Here is a 17,123-nt window from a genome sequence, read left to right on the forward strand (position 1 = left end):
TTTATAATCCTTGCCTTTAAGGGGAAATAAGGGGGGAGTTAGAGAACTTTGTAAAATCCACTCCTCGGTTCGTATACCCGTGCATCGCGCTTCAGATCGTTGAGGAGGCGCTTTATATCGCCTTCTGTTCCAAGTCCCGCCTGCTTAGCGGCTTCTATCACACTCTCCTCCGGGGCCCCGAACTCTCCCTCGCTCTCAAGGTTCTTGATTATGTCTATCAGTTTCTCTATCTTGTTGAGCTTCTTCGTACTCTTACCGACCTCAAGGATTGCCGCGTCGAGTGCTCCCTCTTCGTCCACCGCGATTGTCCTCAGCATTCTCTCTATGATCTCTATCGCCGCCCTCGCGTCCTCCCGCGTAACTGTCTCGCTCAGGCGCATGCGTGCATGGGCTTCACTCAGCCTTATGAGTGCCTCCAGCTGCCTTGCTGTAATCGGTATTGGCTGCATCTCCTCCTCGCTCTCTCCTCTCCGCTTGAATCCCTTTCTCATTCTGACGTAGTAGTTCTTTATCTCCTCCATGGCTTCCCTGCTCAAAACCGGGTGAACGTTCTTCCTCGCGTAGGCTATGTACTTCTTGAGCAGGTCGTAGGGTATCTTTGGAGTTACCGCCTCTGCCTCCCCCCTACGAACCTTGAGGATGTGCTCGGCTATGCTGGCGTCCACCTTCTCGTCCGGTTCGTCCAGGAGGAGGAATATGAGGTCGAAACGGCTGAGGAGCGTTGGCGGCAGGTCGAGCTGTTCCGGAAGGGACTTCATCCTGTTGAAGCGCCCGAATTTTGGATTGGCGGCCGCTATAACCGTCGTCCTGGAGTTCAGCGTGGCTGTGATGCCGGCTTTTGAAATGCTTATCGAGTTGTGGAGAACCAATCCATTGGAAACGAAGAGGTGGTACGGCTCGACGGTAACGTCATAGACCCACTTCCACCGGTCGTTTGGAACTTCCTCGACCCGCTTTACCCTCAGAAAGTTCACGTTGGCGTTCCACAGGGAGTAGAACTCGTCGAGATGTTTCCTCGCCTCCCTGATCTTCTCGTCGACCGCGCTCCTGACTATCTCCACGGGGAAGCCTTCTCCCTTCCCGATCTCCTTCTTGAGTCTGTTCACTGTGATCCCGTACCTGAAGTACAGCCAGCTCTTGGGTATGGAATCAAGGGCCTTCAGAGGTTCCTTCTCCTTCCACTCTTCGAGGTCTCTCAGCCTCTCCTCTATCTTGTTGAGAATCTCTTGCATGTGGGATTCCTTAACGAGGGGCTGGCTCAGTCGCGCCCTTTCCCTCGGGCTCAGTCTTACCCCAATAGCCCGGGATGCGCGGAAGAGCGGCTTCACGAGTTCCTTTGGTAGCGTCCTCTCGGCCCTCTCAACTGTGAGGTTCAGGCCCGTTTTTCTGATCTTTGAGAGAACCCCCTTAAAGTAGAGGTGGTCCTGGTAGGCTTCCGCTTCTCTAGGATCTTTGTAGCGCTCCATGGACTTTCCATCAACGTGGATGGGATACCGTCTCACTCCCAATGCAATATCGCCGGGGATTACCTTTTCGGCGGGCCTCTCGGTTATTTCCCCCTTCTCCCACACCATAACCGGATGCTCTGGTGTTACTGTAATCTCCCTGCCATTTGAGAACCGTATCTTTATGAACCTCTCTGGAGCCGTGTGTCTGCTCACGCGGTCGGCCTTTACTCTAACGACTTCCTTCTTTGCAAGGTCGTAAGCTAGGAGCTCGACGTCATCAACGGGAAGTATCTCCGTGTCCTTTCCAAGTATGACCTTATCCCGGTTCCTCTCGATGAGCTCATCAACGAGCTCGCCTATCTTTACTTTCCTGCCATCCGCTAAGAGAAGCTCGAAGTCGTGGTGGTAGCTCTGCTGTTCAAGAGCTTCGTGTATCGCGCTCCTGTCGCGGTCGCTCATCTTGTCAAATTCGTCAATGCAGTTGTGGACGATTATTCCCTCGGCGATGAAGTTATGCTCGTCCGGAACGTAGAGGTCGTATACATAACCCTCGTAGGGTATGCGCTCAATTGAGACGATTTCATCAGCTTTTGGATTCAGGTTTTCATCTATGGCCTGTATTTTGTCCCCAACTCTGAATTTCTCCGCCTCCTTCCACTCCAGAGTCTCTCCGTCTATCAGCAGGTGGTCGGGGGTTAGCGTTATCTCGTTGCCTGAGCGCAGCTTTAAGCGGATTAAATCGCCTTTCCAAGGCTTCCTGCGGATTATAGTGGCTGTGCTTTTTCTTGTCTTTATGGTGGAGAGGTCGAGGGCCACTATTTCCATGTTTTTCTCCTGGATGTCCACAATTTCGTTGCCCGAGCGCGCTTTGTACGACTTCTGGAGCTCAAAGAGATCCTCTATGCGCTGGTATTTTCCATCGACGAGAACGCGGGAGTCTGGATGCAGACAGGCAAATCCACCGTCGGCGAGAACCAAAACACCTGCTTCCAGCACCCAGGAGCCCGTAAATTCGTCGCGGACGGCTGCTGCAGTATTGTGGACGACGAAACCGTTGGCTATGAAGCTGTGTGAACCTTCGACGGTGAGGTCGTAGACGTAATCGTAGGGTGTTTCAATCTGCTTTGTTTCTTTGACTTTCTCAAAGAGAACCTCTGAATTGACCAGGCCTCTAAGGAATTCAATCTTTTCACGCATTTCTTTTTCTCGAGCGGCGACCTCGCTTAAGAGCCAGATAAGCTCCCTATATGCTTGTTCATCTTTCTCCGAGAGAAGTTTCGCGGCTTTAACGAGAAGGTTATACCTTATGGGTCTGTCCCGTTCTCTTATGAACAGTTCGTAGAACTCTTCGCGTTTAAGTCCGAGCTCGCTCGGTTTTAGTGCCTTGCCGATCCTTCTCCTGAGGTCATTTGGCAATCTAACCGGGACTGTCTCAACCTTCGCCTTCTCAAGGTTCGATACGACTTTTCTGAGGAGTGCTCTCGAAATCGTCTTCCCCCTCTCGACTGTCGAGCCTACCCTTGAGCCGTAGAGGTTCTCAATACTCATCCCGTAGAACTTTCTTATCTCTTTGATTATCTTTCCGACACTCGGAACTACGTCGACGTTGGTGTCCTTCTTTGAGAGGTGAATACGTTCGACGAGCTTACCAAGCTTTTCCTTCTTCTCTGGGTGCTCAAAGCCGATTTCTTTGGCAAAGCGGAGTATGTTCTCCCCGTAAATCTTGAGCTCCCATCTGTCGTGTTTGGGGATAACCATTCTTCCGTTTATCTCGTTAACTTTGCCTTTTCTGCTCCTCTTTCTTAGGTGGGACAGGATGCCAAAGCGAAGAAGGGCCAACTGAAGCTTTCTGGCTAACTTTTCGCTCACCGTGTCTAATTCAACGTATGAGGAGCCATTGGTCTTTATAACCACTGTGCCATCGCAATCAAAAAGCCCCCTTATGTAAGCGGCAAGCACGTCCTTTGGAGCATTAAAGAGCCTGGGTGGGATATCTAGCCTGCTTGACTTCGGCGAGAGCGGGATTCCAAGTTCGTTGAGAATATGGGCGACGATCTTCGAGTGGAAGCGCACCGCAGGGACTCTCCATCCCTGCTGGCTTTCCTTGGCTTCAATTCCAAAGAGCTCCTTTGCCAGCTCTTTGAATTTCTCCCTCATTCCCCCGTTTCCATTGGAGAACCTTACTGAAACACCCCATCCTGCCCTGGAGACATCGCCGTCCCCAGCGACCAATCCAATGAAATAGGCAAACTTTTCATCGATGGTTTTTGGTATCTTGATTCTCTTTCCATCCTGGAGCGCGACTTCAGAGGGATGAATGGCATGGAGTGGTTCTTCGGCCAGTTCAGCAAGTTTTTTCAGGTGTTTTATGGTTACATTGCCCCTTGCTTTTTCGTTCACCCAGTTGTGGTATACCATATCTTCGCTGACTCCTAGAGTTTTGGCCAGTTCCCTCTTCGTGAGGCCTTTTTCTTTAGTTATCTTCTCGATTAGGCGTTTAACTTCTTTCTTGGCTCCGTAGATCACGAGGTCGTCCAAATCTTTAATAAGCTCCATAGTGTAGATTGGCTTCTTCTCAACCCGAAGCTTTCTCAGCGTTACCACGTAATCCCCGGGTTTAACATCGCTGACCTCTTTCCATTCAAAGGTTCCGTCGAAGGTGAGCAGTTTTGTTTCCGGAGTCGTAGTTATTTCCTTTCCTGCGATTGTTTTTATTTTAACGAGTTCCCTGGGAGCATTTAGCTTCCAGACCCGGCTCATTACGGCCTCTTTAACTTTACCGGAATTGCTTTCAAATGCCAGACTTTCTCCGAGGTAGGGGGTGTATGATATTCCTTCTGAGTACTCAATATCCCCCATGCCTCTCATCCAGTTTTTGACAAGTGGCCCTATTTCATGAAGCCCCGAATCGGTCACAATAAGTGAATCCGGCGCAATGCAAAGACCGGCAGCCGAACTGCTCTTCCCACTCGTGTAAATAGCCCTTGGGGCCAGATTGGCGACGTAACGGAGAATCTGGCTGTTGTGGACAAAGATGTCGTTCGCTATGAAGTTGTGGTGCTCAGGAACCTGGAGGTCATAGACCCACGGGTGCTCCGGCTTGTATTCCTCTATCTCTTCCACCCTGTCCCAGAATATGTCTGAGCCTGCAAGAAGTTCAAGGAGTTTAACATCATCCGAGTTGGGTAATTGGGCTTTTAGAGTTTGAGCTATAGCCATGAGCTTTTCTCTGCTGGGCAATCTGTCTCCCCGTTCATAATGCAGATACGTAGAACGGTTTATCCCCATGTCCTTTTGGGTGAGTCCTGCTTTCATCCTAGCCTCTCTGAGGAGCTTGCTAACGCCGGGGACAACATCTACATTCGTGTTGGGTTTGATGTTCTGAGTAACTTCTCTGAGGACTTCCATCTTTCTCGGAAGTCCGAATCCAACAATGTCCCTGAACTTTGCGGCGTCCTCTCCGGTTATGAAAAGTCGATAGTACGTCTTTTTTTCCTTCATCTTTCCGTTTGTTGCTTTACTAACGGTCTCATGGAACTGGGACTTAATGCTGAACCTGAGCAGCAGATGTTGTATTCCTCTGACAAGTTCTTTTGATGCTGAAACAATCGTTATCTTTGGTCTTCTCTTATCAACGGTTCCTTTGGCATCGAAGTATCCTCTTAGGAAGGCTTTTATATCGACGTCTCTGGCATTAAATAGTTGAGGTGAGATTCTCTTCTCTGCAGAGTTGCCGGCTATTCTAAGCCATTCAAGGAGGCTGTAAAGTTCAATGCCGGATGCATAAACCTCACTTGCGGTCTTTCCTTTGTGTGGGCTTCTCACAGTTGGATTAAGTCCAATCCTACTTAGATATCCGTGAACCCTTTCTATCAGCTCTTCATCGTTATTGGTGAAGTAAAGGGTCGCACTACTACCGCGTTTCTGGGTGTGGCCTTCTCCCGTAATCAACCCAATAACGTACCAAAATTCTTCATCTGCAAACTCTGGGAGTGTCAATCTGCTCTTTGCAGTCTTTGGTTTTTGAATAGGTACCTCGCTGAGGTTTACTGGTTTTCCAGTTGTAGGGATAGTCCTGGGAACTGCAATGAAATCCCCAACCTTCAACTCTTCGGCTTTTCTGGTCTTGAAGGTCCCATCCTCGAATACAAAGAATGGGTGTGTGGGCGTTACCCTTATCTCCCTTCCACTTGCCGTTTTTATCCTGAACATTCTTTCTGGAGAGGTTCTCTTCCACGCGATGTTCGCCTTAACCATCCTCACCTTAAGTGTTGAAGCATCGAGAGCGTAGAGTTCAAGGTCTATGGGGGCGTAATAACCGTCATCAACGACTCCGAGCCTTCCATCGTTTTTGGCGTTCTCTATAGCTTTATCGACGAGCTCTCCGATTGGTCTGATGCTTCCATCGGCAAGCACTACTTTTGTATCGTAGTCAACGCACTTGGCTACTCCCGGATCTCCAACGAGCAAAACATGGCTCTCTCCTCTGAGTTTAGTCCCGTCCGGCAGCGTTCTCTGGACTCCACCGAAGAGCGCCAGTGCTATTCCCTTCTTCACCGTCTTGTGGCCCCAGATTGCGGGTGCTATTGAGTCTACTATCGCATCGACGATGTCCTTCCTCTTTGCCAGCTCTCGTATCTTCTGCTCGTCCTCTGGTGAGATTTCGAGCTCCTCTATCTCCTTGCTGAGCTGTTCTATGTGGTTTACTTCCAGAACCTTCCGAAATATCGGCCTCTTGTCCTTCTGATCCAGGATAACGCGGAGTATTCCTGTGACGAGGACGCGGTCACCGGGCAGGGCGGTATCAACGAGGTCGTCAAGAAGGATTGCATCGACGAAGCGCGGCATCTGGCCGCCCTTGAGGCTCTCCGGCCTGTCCTGAAGGCGGAAGCTCTGGAAGTTGATGAAGCGGCTCTTCTCCACATCGAGTTCAACGTTTCTGCTTCCACAGGCGTCACACTTTGCGGGCTTCACCAGGTTGTCATAGGGTCTCTGGAGGCGAACCATCTCATTTCCGCAGTCCTTGCACACGAAGACGGCCTTCTCGACGAAGGGCTTGACCTCGCTCACGCGCGTGATTATGCCTTCAACCTGGATCAGGCGGTTTATGTGCTCGCTCCCCAGCTCTTTGACTAGGAGGGTGTGCTGGAGGTTGAAGAACCTGGCGTGAATTTTAAGCTCTCCGTTGTACATTAGGTCTTCGCGAAGGACGATCTGAACCGCGTCCTCTGCGCTGGCTATTACCTCCTCTGGGTTCTCAAGGAGTTCCTCCGCGAGCTCCGGGTCAAATGAGTTCAGGTGGTTCCAGTCTATCGAGAGCGAGCGCTTTGGGACCACCGTCAGCAGATCCCTGAGCTTGTTTAGATAAACGGGGTTCCCCTCGTCGTCTTTGTACTCGCGGAAGAACGTGGAAAAGCGCGATATCATCTCCTCCCTTTCCATTCTCCTCACTCCCCAAGCCATTCGTTCCTGATTTTGGAAAGCTCGATGTATATCCTCCTCTCCTCCGGTGAGAGCCTTCCGAGGACTTCCAGGCTGTTGGGCCGGAGTCTCACCGTTTCAAGGATTTTCTTGAAGCGGAGCTCCTTCAAATAGCGGTACTTTTTCTTGAGGTTCGCGAGCTTCGTCATCTTGATCCCCAGGACGTCTATGCTCTCCTCGGGGTTCTTCCTCACGTAGTTTTCGAGATAATATATGTAGAACTCGGCCCTGTCGTAGAGGCCGGCCGGGAGGGCAGTTAGGGGCTCACTCTCCCTCTCCCCAGAGATGGCGCGGTCTATCTCGCCTATGACTTTGTCTGTCTCGTCAACTATCTCGCCGATTCCGCTCTCCCAGAGCACCTTGGCCTTCCAATCCTCAACCAGGGCGATGTCTCCCTTATTCCAGTCTCCCAGGGGCTTGAGGATTTTGATTGGTATGAGGGCCCTCCCGCTCAGCATGCCACCACCTGTTGGGGTGTTGGACGAGGGCCTAATAAACCTTGGCCGTCCCGATGAGTTCCCTCATGGTCAGTTCAGTGGGAGGTTCTTTTCCACTCCAACGTGTTCATGTATTCATATATTCATAGCGCCTTTGATGGGCACGATAACCCTATAAACCGTTGGGGGAACCAGTTTTAGGTGGTAACGATGCTGATCGGCATAATGAGCGACACTCACGATAACCTCCCCGCCATAAGGAAGGCCGTGGAGTTCTTCAACTCCAGGAACGTCGAGCTCGTCATCCACGCGGGAGACTTCGTGGCTCCTTTCGTGGCGGAAGAACTGAAAAATCTGAAAGCCCCCCTAAAGGGCGTCTTTGGAAACAACGACGGCGAGAGGAAGGGCCTCTACGAGGCGCTTGGTATATACGACGAGCTGATAGAACTTGAGGCCGACGGGATGAAGATAGCCGTGACCCACGGGACGAACGACATCCTCGTTCGCGCCCTCGCCAGGAGCAAGCTCTACGACGTTGTCGTCGTGGGCCACACCCACCGCTACGAGATAAGGGAAGAAGGGAGGACCATCCTCATAAACCCGGGGGAAGTCTGCGGCTACGTCACCGGCGTTAAGAGCGTGGCCCTGCTCGACACGAGGAGGAGGGAAGTCCAGATAATCAACATAGACACCGGGGAGCTCCTCGGTGCCATGAGCCTCTGAGGTTGATTTTAACCCCTTCACAGGGTTTAGGGCGATGGTGATGGAGGACATACTCGTTCCGATGGAGAGGGAAGACGCGGTCGTTCTGATAGGAGTGGACCCAGTTGGCAACGTGGAGTTCGTCAGGGTCTACGCCGTGAGCGAGGAGCTCGCCAAGAAGACCCTTGAGCGCTTCTTTAACGCCCGCGGCCTCTTCCCGGCAGACTACCTCCTTGTGAGCAGCGGCACTGAGGACGTTGGGGACAGGGAGGCGATAACAACGAGGACTGAATCCTCCCTCAGCTCGGCCCTCTCCAGGCTGGGTCTAAAGCTCCTCTCCAACGGCGTCCTGCACCTGGGGGATGCCAAGACGGTCTACCAGATAACGATGGTCAGCGAGTCCCTCTACAACCGCATAGTCGGGGAGAATGAGGGGGCCCTCTCAGGGGCGGTAAAGGATGAAGAGCCCTCTCCAGAGGAGATGCTTTCGCTGGGTGTCAGTGTTCTCGTTGAGAACCTGGCGGGGGTTGATATTTCCCAGTACATCCCTCCGGAGGCGATTCTCCTCAGGGAGCCCCCGGTCGAGAAGGTTGCCGAGCTCCTGGACGCTGGCTCCGTGGTAATCGTCGAGACGAAAAACGCGGATAAGTACTACTTCCTCGATTTCCCCGCGGTCATCAGGATACCGCCCCTGTCCGTTGAGGAGTTTGCCGCAGAGCTATCCTCCCGCCTGGGGATGGAGGTTGACTCCTCCCTCTTTTCGGACTATCCACCGGAGAGGCTGAACCTAAAAAACGTTGATGCCCTGGCGGAGCTCGTTGGGGCTATTGTGGCTAAGTTCGGAGTGGAGAAAGGGAAGGCCCTCCAGATAGCCCTTAGGTTCAACCGCGGAGGGTGGTGAAGTATGCCTTCGCCGCTTCCCTGAACGAGGGGTTGTGCTTTCCAAGGGCCGCGTTTACCAGCTCCTTCTTTTTGGGTTCCTCCACGATGTACGACAGCAGGAGCGCCTCATCAACCGAGAGTTCTTTAAGGAAATCTGATCTCCTGAGGAACTCGTTCCGGTCCCGGATTTCCCCCAGTTTGAGTTTTTTCAGGTAGGGCTCAACCTTCATCTTCCTCTCCTCGAACTCAAGCCATGGAATCGCAAGTCTCTCTATTATCCCTATGTACTTTCCGGGGCTCTTGAGATATGGTTTAAGCCTCTCCCCCAGCTTTGAGCCCAGGAGTTTCCGCCCGAACCCATAGATTGAAGAGTAATCGTTCCCCAGCCTCTTCCTGTCGACCTGGTCGAGGGAGTTGAAGAGCATAAGTGCTGTGAGGTAGCACAGGGCCGCGAAGGGCATCTCCATCGTGTATAGCCGTCCCCTGGAAACGGTTATTATATCGCCTCTCCTACGCTCCAGCCCTTCAATCAGCATTCCCAGCGGATAACTGAGGCTTTTCACACAGAATTCAAGTTCGTCCATTTTCTCACCGTTTTAACTTCCCCGGTGCCGGTAAAAATGTTTCTGAGTTCCGCGTGAGAAGGTCATGTTTTTATCTCCCTCCTTTGAAGACTCCACGGTGGTAACATGGAGTGGGTTGAGATAGACGGCTCGTACGGGGAAGGTGGAGGCCAGATACTGAGGACGAGCGTTGCTCTATCTGTAATAACCGGAAAGGCAGTTAGAATAACCAAAATCCGCGCCAACAGGTCCAATCCTGGCTTAAGACCACAGCACCTGCACGGGATTCTGGCTTTGAAGGAGCTGAGCAACGCGAAAGTCAAAGGGGCCAGCGTCGGCTCGACAGAGCTTGAGTTCATCCCCAGACAACCAGAGCCTAAGCACATAAGAGTACCCGTTAAGACCGCTGGGAGTATAACTCTCATCCTCCAGGCTCTTCTTCCAGCGATGGCGTTTACTGGAGGTAGCTTTGAGATAACCGGGGGAACCGACGTCCCCTGGAGCCCGCCGGTAGATTACCTCAAGCACGTTACCCTTCACGCCTTTGAGAAGATGGGCCTTAAAGTCGAACTGGAGATAAAGCGGCGCGGCCACTATCCAAAGGGCGGCGGCCTCGTGGTTGGTAAAGTGGAGCCGTGGGAAGAGAAAAAGCCCCTTAGAGCACTCGAATTCGAAAGGGTTGAGCGCTTTGGTGGGATAAGCCATGCTACCAACCTTCCAGCCCACGTGGCGGAGAGGCAGGCAAAGGCCGCTCGGGAGAGGCTGGAAGAGTTTTACAGCGTTCCAGTTGGGATAGAGACCGAAGTTTCGCGCTCCCTGGGGCCCGGAAGCGGTGTGGTGGTTTGGGCCGAGACGGATAAACTTAGGCTCGGCGGAGATGCCCTTGGAAAACGCGGAAAACCCGCTGAAACTGTAGGAAGGGAAGCGGCGGACGAGCTGATTGGGGCTTTGACAACGAGAATGGCGGTGGATAAGTTCCTCGGCGATCAGCTGGTGCCGTTCTTGGCTTTTGCCGGTGGCGAGGTTGGGGTGAGTGAGGTAACGAACCATTTGCTCACCAACGTTTGGGTAGTTGAGAGGTTCTTTGGAAAGGTATTTGAGGTTGAAGGAGAGGTTGGAAGCCCCGGGAGAATTGAGACCGCTGGTGTTTCACTTTGATTTTTCCTCATTATCGAGATTTTTTTATCTGTAAACTTCATTGGTCGTTGGCGAGTTCTCTTGGAATTCTCAGGATGTCTGAGAGAGGTACCACCAGTTCTCCGATATTAAGCCGTAGTATCATGGGGTCTTTCCTTATCCTCACTCTGAGCATCTCTTTTTCCTCGCTGAGGGAGACAACTGACGTCGCCAAGTCTTCCAGGATGGGTCGGGGAGAACTCTTTAGTTTGTTCATTATGGGGCTTTCAATGAAGTAGAATGCCCTTCTCTTTTTGTCTGTGATGAACTGCCTTAGGCTCGATATCAGCGTGTAGAGATCTTTTATGTTGTCGTTGAATGCAAAAATCCTCTCGAACCCGAGGATGATGTCTATGAATGGTTCACCTATGGAAACCTCAGAGAACGCTTTCTCGTACTGGCGTAGGTATACTTTCAGATCAACATCAAAGTTCATCCTTTTAACGATGTTTCCAACGGCCTCGCTGCCTCCTATTTTCAGGACGTTGCTCTTGTCTAGGTCGACGTCGACGTCCATCAACTTGAGGTGTTTGATGTACACCGGGAGCGTATCCAGTATGTCCTCTATGAGTACGGGAGTGCCCCTCTCCTCTGCACTCCTGAGCAGGAGCGTCAGAATTGCCTCGGTCCCAAGGGGAGCGTAGTTCTCGACCAGTACTGTTCCCCCTGGTTTTTTGCTGAGTAGTATCTCCGTCAGCTTTTCAACGTCGTTGTTCATAACTCCTCACCCACGTCAACTATGACCTCCCTTCCCAGTATACCAATGTTGGGGGATTTGACGAAAAGTGCCCTCGCTCCCGTTGGGTACGGCTTTAGCTCTACCACCGTGCTTGCAATCCTTCTCATTTCAGCTGCTGTGTAGAAAGGGAGAGCGTTTAGCACCTCTTTATTCATTAAATAGAACGCTCTTCTCTTTTCATTTCCAAGGAATTTCTCCAGGTTGAGGATTATCGTGTAGAACTCCGGCACAGACATTGGGAGGTGGAAGAGGCTTTCTAAGCCTAGGACCATATTCATCGCGTTGGGATACTCATCAAAAGCTCCTTTTGCGGCGTTGATGTAGTTCATCAGATAAACTCTGGGGTCTGGGTGGAATTTGACCTTTGCGATGACGTTTCCGACATCTATTCTTCCCCCTGTTTTTATGACTGGGACGTTATTAATATCAATGGAGATATCAAGGGTGTCCATGTTGTTGACTATGACCGGAAGGGTGTCGAAGTTGTCATCGATGATAAGGGGTAATCCCTTTGCTTTCGCGTACTCCACGACCTCTTTGACGAAGAACTCGGGTATGTGTGAGGGTAAATATTCCAGGAGGACTATCTCGCCGGGCTTTATGCCTTCAAACATCTTGAAAATCGCATCGTTCACCAGTCCCACCGGGTTATTTTATCAGTAATATCTTAATAAGGTTTTCGAACATCAATGGGTATCAAAAAAGTATAGAGGAGTAAGAACTTTAAATAACCGCTGGAACACCTGGGATTCTGGGGAATGGCTGGACTTCCGCTATGTGTCCTGCGCCCACCATGTAGCGGATGAGCCTTTCGACACCTATTCCCGCCCCGGCGCTGGGTCTCAGGAGACCTGCCCTCGCGACCTCAAGGTATGGTCTAAAGGCTTCGAGGTTTATGCTGGCTTTCTTCATCTTGCGCACTATCACCTCGTACGCCCACTCCCTCTCGCCGCCGCTTGAGACCTCGCCGTACCCCTCGGGCAGGTAGAGGTCGTAGTTCCTGAAGTGGCCCGGCCTCTCCGGCTCCTCCCTATCGTAAAACTCCCTCTCAATGTCGGTTATCCAGAATGGCTCGTCCGTGGCTCTGCTTGCCTCATCTTCGCTCCCGAATTCGTCCATTATCTCCTCCAGAGTGAAGCGCTTGAAGGGCGGCTTTATCCGGGGGACCTCGCGTTCAAGCCCCCAGCTTCTTGCCTCCTTGAAGAGGCCGCTGATGAGGCCTTCAATGAGGGTCATGACGTCGTCCATGCTCGCGCCGGCTATCTCAAAGTCGAGCTGGGTGAACTCGTAGGCGTGCCTGCCGTCGTCGGCTTCCCGCCCTTCGAGTCTGATGTTTGGGGAGAGGATGAAGAGCCGGTCTATCCCCATCGCGACAGCCATCTGCTTGTGGAGTATCATGCTGTGGGTCAGCCTCAACCTGGAGCCGTAGACCTCAACCTCCGGCGGTTTCAATGCCTTCTCTGCCGCGGGATCTGGCCACAGGGGGTCGGTTATTGAGCTGAGCATCACGGGGAGCATCCACTTGAATCCCTTGCTCACCATGTATCTTGTCATATAGTCAATGGTTCTCGTCTGAACTTCCATTATTGGTTCAATTTTTCGGGTAACTATTTGGAGGGCGTTCATGTAATCACCTGATTATTGTCAGTAACCTCATCCCTTATGACTTTTATGCAAATAATTTTGAATTTTGGGCAAAAATTGACATCTAACAAGCTTTTATATTGACTTAATGACAAATTTTCTTTCTATATTTGACTTTTGAATTACCCATTCGTCGATAACATTATAACGTTCTCTGAGAATTATGTATGGTGGTCAACGCATGGGAGTCTACATATTTACCCCCGAAGATCTCGTCCGCTATGGGTCTGCAACCAACGAGCAGCTGGAGGTCCTTAAAGGGGCCATTTTGAGTAAAAAGGACATTCTCATTGCAGGTTCGAGCCGCTCTGGAAAGACGAAGCTTGTGGAAGCTTTGACGCATTTCATCCCCGACGATTGGAAGGTTGCGGTTGTCACGGCCTACGGTGAATTCAAACCCTTCAAGCCCAATATCGTTGTCGTTGACACCCAGTTCGGCGAGAAGCCGCTGAAGAACCGCACTAATGAGGTCATATCCAGGATACGGGAAATAGACCCTGACTATGTTGTCGTTGATACGATCCATACGATAAGTGTTTCCAACCTTTTTGATGTCCTCATAGACGACTACGCTTTTATAGTGACCTCCTTGGCCATGACGGATGATATCAAATCAGAGGTGATGCACTGGCTTGGCATTACTGAGGAGGTTTTCAGGCGCTTTGACATCGTTGTCTCGCTCAAGAGGGATTTCAGAACCGGCGAAAGATCGATCGACAGAATTTACGAAGTGAAAGACGGAACCCTTGAGCCCGTTCTCTGATGTTCTCTCCCCACTTCTTTAATGCGATGAATAAAACGACGTTTATACCTCCCGTTACCACGATGGAGTATTCTGTGGCACTTATTATGAGCTCTCGCGTATTCTCGTTGTTTCTTCTGTATACCGTGAGGGACGTGTAGTCTAGAGGGCTCATCTTCTTCAGCTCCACCTCCACTTTCCCTGTCCCTGCTTCCGGCTTGAGGCAGAGCATGTGGTTCCAGGTCACCACGTAGACTTTAAGGTGGGTTCCATTTGAAGTACAGTTATGGATCGTTTCTCCTGTTTCGAAAACGCGACAGCTTCCGTCCTCCAGCATTACTCCATCGACACTTTTATGTCCCCTTGTTTCAAAGTGGAACTCCCTCTTTTCAGGGTTGATCTCAACGGTCTCTATGTCCATGCTTGAACCCCTGTATATCAGCTTTCTGAACAGCCGGTATATTCTGTCTTTCAGCTCATTTCCCATGTGCTCATCTTTCCATACCACGTAGTAGTGTATCGTGCCGTTTTGATCAACCATATAGAGCATTTTAACGGGTTGGTCCCCTAGTGCGGTGTAAATGTATGGGGCGTATTCCTCTGCTCTCTCGCTCTCCCCCGGAAAATAACCTTTGGCGGAGTAGCCTGTGGTGTAGAGCCAGACAGCCCAGAATGCGATGAAGTTTAAGATCATCCAAAGTGAGAGCATCTTTTTGGAGACCATGGTTCCACGTTAAATGGAAAAGAAAAGATGTTTAAATTGGTTCCGGTCTCAGGCCTTCCTGAACTCTTCAATGACCTCGCGGAGGTTGGCGAGCATCTCCTCGATGTCCTCGAGGGTCATGTAACCCATGTTTCCAATCCTAAAGGTCTTCTCCGCAACGCTTCCGTAGCCCTTGGCCAGCTCGAAGCCCCTCCCCCTCATAGCGTTGTAGACGTCGACACCCTTCATGCCCTCCGGAACAACTACGGCGGTAATCGTCGGGCTCTCGTAGCCGGGCTCTGCCAGAACGCTCAGCCCCATGCTCTTGACGCCCTCGCGTATGGTCTCGCTCCTCTCCCTGTACATGCCAAGCCACTCCTTCTTGCCGCCCATCTTCTCGACTATCCTGAGAACAACGTTGAGGCCGAATATCTGCGGGAGCGGCGGGGTTGAGGGCGTTCCCTTCTTCTTCTCGTTGAACTTCTTGTAGAGGGGTAAGTCAAAGTACCAGCCGCGCTCTGGCATCTTCTCGGCTATCTCGAAAACGCGCTCGCTGACTGCTGCCACCGCAAGTCCCGGTGGGACGCCGAAGGCCTTCTGGCTACTCGCGAAGACCAAATCGATTCCCCACTGGTCGAACCTTATATCAGCTCCACCCATGGCTGAGACGGCATCGACGAAGAGGAGCTTGTCGTGCTCGTGGACGACCTTGGCAAGCTCCGGGAGTGGATTTAGGACACCGGTGGAGGTCTCGTTGTAGGTTATGGTCACTGCGTGAACGTCCGGGTTCTTCCTGAGGGCATCGTCGAGCTCCTCTGGCTTGACGGCCTGGCCCGGCTCCTTACGCAGGATAACCGCCTTTCTTCCGTTGGTCTCGACGACCTCAGCAAACCTGTCTCCAAACGCCCCGATAGTTGTTACGAGAACCTTTTCGCCGCGTGGAATCGTGTTCCTGACGGCGGCCTCCATAAAGCCGGTTCCGGAGCTCGGAAAGAGGATTACCTCCCCTCTGTCGGCCTCAAGGAAAGCCTTAAGCCTGTTGAGTGTATCAGCGTGAACCTCCTTGGCCTCAGCCGAGCGGTGGCTGAACATCTGGACGCTCATTATCGCGAGAACTTCCGGGAAGCATGCAACTGGACCTGCGGTGAAGAGCTTATACTTCGGCTTGACGAGCTCGTAAACCTCCCTGTAGGCCTCTTCGTAGGACATATCAAAGTGTAGTTCCATCCGCATCACCTCGACGGGAATTGTCCGATGGGGTAAAAAGTGTTTGCCCGTGTTGTACCATCTTTTTGTGAAATTTCGTCGGAAATTCCGGTTTGATTTAGAATTCTCTTCGGTCCGGCCAAGACTTTTAAACATTTCCCCGAACGTTCAGAGGGTGGTCTGATGGAACGCGAGCGCCTCGCTGGAATCATCCTGCTCATCATCTCGGCCTTCACCGGGACCATGGCCTTCCGTCTCGCCACCCCAGCGATAGCTTTCTACACGCGCGACGTCCTCAAAGCTTCAATGCTCTCCATCTCGATAGTCTCGATGTCATTCGTCCTCGCGAGGGCCTTCACCTCAGTCTTCGGTGGTCTTCTTCTGGAGAGGGGTAAAAGGCTCGTTTACATCGGTGCCCTGGCGATGATGGGCAACGCCTTTGCCGTTCAGCTGTATCCCCTCACGTCGAACTGGTTCCAGGTCGCTGGAATAAAGCTCCTGAACGGCTTTCTCAACGGCCTAAGTTGGCCGATGGCCCAGTTCGTGATAGCCGTGGCGACCCCAAACGAGATAAGGGCGAGGATAACCTCGGTCTACTTCTTCTTTGGGAGCCTCGCTTCTCTCCTCGGTAACTACGTCTACGCATACACCGTTGGATGGGGGCTGTCGGGCCAGATGTGGATTTCCTCGGCGTTTTTTCTGTTGACCGGCTTCATAATGGTTTCCAGCTACGCTCTCCTCTATGGCTGGATAGTCCCGAGGAGAAAAAGAACCTCCAATGGGGAGAGACCTTCCCTCGATCCGAGAAAGGTTCTAATAATAGCATCGCTCATGGCTGTCATAGTGGCGTTCACCTCGGGGGAGATAACATACGTTTACGTTTCTGAGGCTTTGGGAATGGCCAAGGGGACGACGGCGACCCTCATCGGCTGGACTGGTTTTCTAGCGGCGCTGCTCAGCTACGGCGTTTCATGGCTCGCCGATGTGAGGAGCGAGAGGAGGATGGTAATTCTCACCTCTTTCTTGGCGGCGATCTCTCCAATCCTTGCGGCGGTGAAGAGTGCCCCAACGGTTTTTCTCGGCATCTTTCTTGCCCTTTTTGCTTTTCAGAGCTTCAGGCCCATTTCAAGGAAGGTTCTCGCTTCCTACCATCGCTCGTCCCTCGCCATAGGTGGAGTTAACGGGGTGCAGAACCTCTCAACTTTCGCTGGCGGGATGCTCTTCGGCGTGACCTACTCTCTAGGTGAGGTTCACTTGGGGGTTACCCTCAACCTCGCCCTCCTGACCTTTCTCCCGGTTTCGCTGGCGCTCCTCTTTGAGTCAGTTAAGCTTAAAGGTAGGGATTGATGAGTTTTCTTTAAACGCTCCAAAACTTTTATAAAAGCGAGGTGGAGCTAAGG

At 51.8% G+C, this 17,123-nt stretch carries 13 protein-coding genes; 5 read left to right on the forward strand and 8 right to left on the reverse strand.

The window, feature by feature from the left end; translation table 11 throughout:
- Positions 1-38 precede the first annotated feature (38 nt).
- Together E3E29_RS06530 and E3E29_RS06535 are read right to left on the reverse strand one after the other, a co-directional pair.
- Positions 39-6,890: an LAGLIDADG family homing endonuclease gene (locus E3E29_RS06530; RefSeq protein WP_167910309.1), complete on the reverse strand. Its 6,852-nt coding sequence runs from the start codon at positions 6,888-6,890 to the stop codon at positions 39-41.
- A gap of 5 nt (positions 6,891-6,895) precedes the next feature.
- The gene (locus E3E29_RS06535; protein ID WP_167910161.1) at positions 6,896-7,387 is read right to left on the reverse strand and encodes a DNA replication complex GINS family protein; all 492 of its coding nucleotides are present in this window, start codon (positions 7,385-7,387) and stop codon (positions 6,896-6,898) included.
- 189 nt (positions 7,388-7,576) lie between these two features.
- Here E3E29_RS06535 and E3E29_RS06540 point away from each other — a divergent pair, with 189 nt between their 5' ends.
- Both E3E29_RS06540 and E3E29_RS06545 read left to right on the forward strand, forming a co-directional pair.
- On the forward strand, positions 7,577-8,089 hold the full coding sequence (locus E3E29_RS06540; RefSeq protein ID WP_167910310.1) for a metallophosphoesterase: 513 nt from the start codon (positions 7,577-7,579) through the stop codon (positions 8,087-8,089).
- A gap of 34 nt (positions 8,090-8,123) precedes the next feature.
- The gene (locus E3E29_RS06545) at positions 8,124-8,969 is read left to right on the forward strand and encodes a hypothetical protein (protein ID WP_240922797.1); all 846 of its coding nucleotides are present in this window, start codon (positions 8,124-8,126) and stop codon (positions 8,967-8,969) included.
- Here E3E29_RS06545 and E3E29_RS06550 read toward each other — a convergent pair.
- The gene (locus tag E3E29_RS06550) at positions 8,950-9,534 is read right to left on the reverse strand and encodes a hypothetical protein (RefSeq protein WP_167910162.1); all 585 of its coding nucleotides are present in this window, start codon (positions 9,532-9,534) and stop codon (positions 8,950-8,952) included. The two genes, E3E29_RS06545 and E3E29_RS06550, sit on opposite strands and share 20 nt — an antisense overlap.
- A gap of 105 nt (positions 9,535-9,639) precedes the next feature.
- Here E3E29_RS06550 and rtcA point away from each other — a divergent pair, with 105 nt between their 5' ends.
- Complete coding sequence (gene rtcA, locus E3E29_RS06555) at positions 9,640-10,671, forward strand: RNA 3'-terminal phosphate cyclase (RefSeq protein ID WP_167910163.1); 1,032 nt, start codon at positions 9,640-9,642, stop codon at positions 10,669-10,671.
- A 37-nt stretch (positions 10,672-10,708) separates the two neighbouring features.
- On the opposite strand, the gene E3E29_RS06560 is transcribed toward rtcA, so the two are convergent.
- The 3 genes from E3E29_RS06560 to E3E29_RS06570 form a co-directional block, all read right to left on the reverse strand.
- Positions 10,709-11,407 carry a DUF257 family protein gene (locus E3E29_RS06560; RefSeq protein ID WP_167910164.1) on the reverse strand — a complete coding sequence of 233 codons (699 nt, stop codon included), beginning with the start codon at positions 11,405-11,407 and terminating at the stop codon, positions 10,709-10,711.
- Positions 11,404-12,072, reverse strand: a complete 669-nt coding sequence (locus E3E29_RS06565) for a DUF257 family protein (protein ID WP_167910165.1) — start codon at positions 12,070-12,072, stop codon at positions 11,404-11,406. Before E3E29_RS06565 ends, E3E29_RS06560 begins: the two co-directional genes overlap by 4 nt.
- Positions 12,073-12,151: 79 nt before the next feature.
- Positions 12,152-13,054, reverse strand: coding sequence for an asparagine synthetase A (locus E3E29_RS06570; protein WP_167910166.1), 903 nt, complete (start codon positions 13,052-13,054; stop codon positions 12,152-12,154).
- A gap of 199 nt (positions 13,055-13,253) precedes the next feature.
- On the opposite strand from E3E29_RS06570, the gene E3E29_RS06575 reads away from it, so the two are divergent.
- Positions 13,254-13,835 carry a Flp pilus assembly complex ATPase component TadA gene (locus tag E3E29_RS06575; RefSeq protein WP_167910167.1) on the forward strand — a complete coding sequence of 194 codons (582 nt, stop codon included), beginning with the start codon at positions 13,254-13,256 and terminating at the stop codon, positions 13,833-13,835.
- Here the strand turns inward: E3E29_RS06575 and E3E29_RS06580 are convergent.
- Both E3E29_RS06580 and E3E29_RS06585 read right to left on the reverse strand, forming a co-directional pair.
- The gene (locus E3E29_RS06580; RefSeq protein ID WP_167910168.1) at positions 13,765-14,538 is read right to left on the reverse strand and encodes a hypothetical protein; all 774 of its coding nucleotides are present in this window, start codon (positions 14,536-14,538) and stop codon (positions 13,765-13,767) included. The genes E3E29_RS06575 and E3E29_RS06580 overlap by 71 nt on opposite strands.
- Before the next feature lie 48 nt (positions 14,539-14,586).
- Complete coding sequence (locus E3E29_RS06585; protein WP_167910312.1) at positions 14,587-15,744, reverse strand: alanine--glyoxylate aminotransferase family protein; 1,158 nt, start codon at positions 15,742-15,744, stop codon at positions 14,587-14,589.
- 162 nt (positions 15,745-15,906) lie between these two features.
- Between E3E29_RS06585 and E3E29_RS06590 the strand changes: the two genes are divergently transcribed.
- Positions 15,907-17,070 (forward strand): MFS transporter, encoded by a 1,164-nt coding sequence (locus tag E3E29_RS06590; RefSeq protein ID WP_167910169.1) that lies wholly within the window; start codon positions 15,907-15,909, stop codon positions 17,068-17,070.
- Positions 17,071-17,123: the final 53 nt, after the last annotated feature.

This window comes from Thermococcus sp. Bubb.Bath, from assembly GCF_012027595.1.
Lineage (GTDB): Archaea > Methanobacteriota_B > Thermococci > Thermococcales > Thermococcaceae > Thermococcus.

Excerpts from the sequence above, each read along its gene's own strand:
- rtcA (WP_167910163.1), top strand. The coding sequence starts at position 9,640 with ATGGAGTGGGTTGAGATAGACGGCTCGTACGGGGAAGGTGGAGGCCAG.
- E3E29_RS06560 (WP_167910164.1), bottom strand. The coding sequence starts at position 11,407 with ATGAACAACGACGTTGAAAAGCTGACGGAGATACTACTCAGCAAAAAA.
- E3E29_RS06545 (WP_240922797.1), top strand. The coding sequence starts at position 8,124 with ATGGTGATGGAGGACATACTCGTTCCGATGGAGAGGGAAGACGCGGTC.
- E3E29_RS06550 (WP_167910162.1), bottom strand. The coding sequence starts at position 9,534 with ATGGACGAACTTGAATTCTGTGTGAAAAGCCTCAGTTATCCGCTGGGA.
- E3E29_RS06530 (WP_167910309.1), bottom strand. The coding sequence starts at position 6,890 with ATGGAAAGGGAGGAGATGATATCGCGCTTTTCCACGTTCTTCCGCGAG.
- E3E29_RS06570 (WP_167910166.1), bottom strand. The coding sequence starts at position 13,054 with ATGAACGCCCTCCAAATAGTTACCCGAAAAATTGAACCAATAATGGAA.
- E3E29_RS06540 (WP_167910310.1), top strand. The coding sequence starts at position 7,577 with ATGCTGATCGGCATAATGAGCGACACTCACGATAACCTCCCCGCCATA.
- E3E29_RS06585 (WP_167910312.1), bottom strand. The coding sequence starts at position 15,744 with ATGGAACTACACTTTGATATGTCCTACGAAGAGGCCTACAGGGAGGTT.
- E3E29_RS06575 (WP_167910167.1), top strand. The coding sequence starts at position 13,254 with ATGGGAGTCTACATATTTACCCCCGAAGATCTCGTCCGCTATGGGTCT.
- E3E29_RS06580 (WP_167910168.1), bottom strand. The coding sequence starts at position 14,538 with ATGGTCTCCAAAAAGATGCTCTCACTTTGGATGATCTTAAACTTCATC.
- E3E29_RS06590 (WP_167910169.1), top strand. The coding sequence starts at position 15,907 with ATGGAACGCGAGCGCCTCGCTGGAATCATCCTGCTCATCATCTCGGCC.
- E3E29_RS06535 (WP_167910161.1), bottom strand. The coding sequence starts at position 7,387 with ATGCTGAGCGGGAGGGCCCTCATACCAATCAAAATCCTCAAGCCCCTG.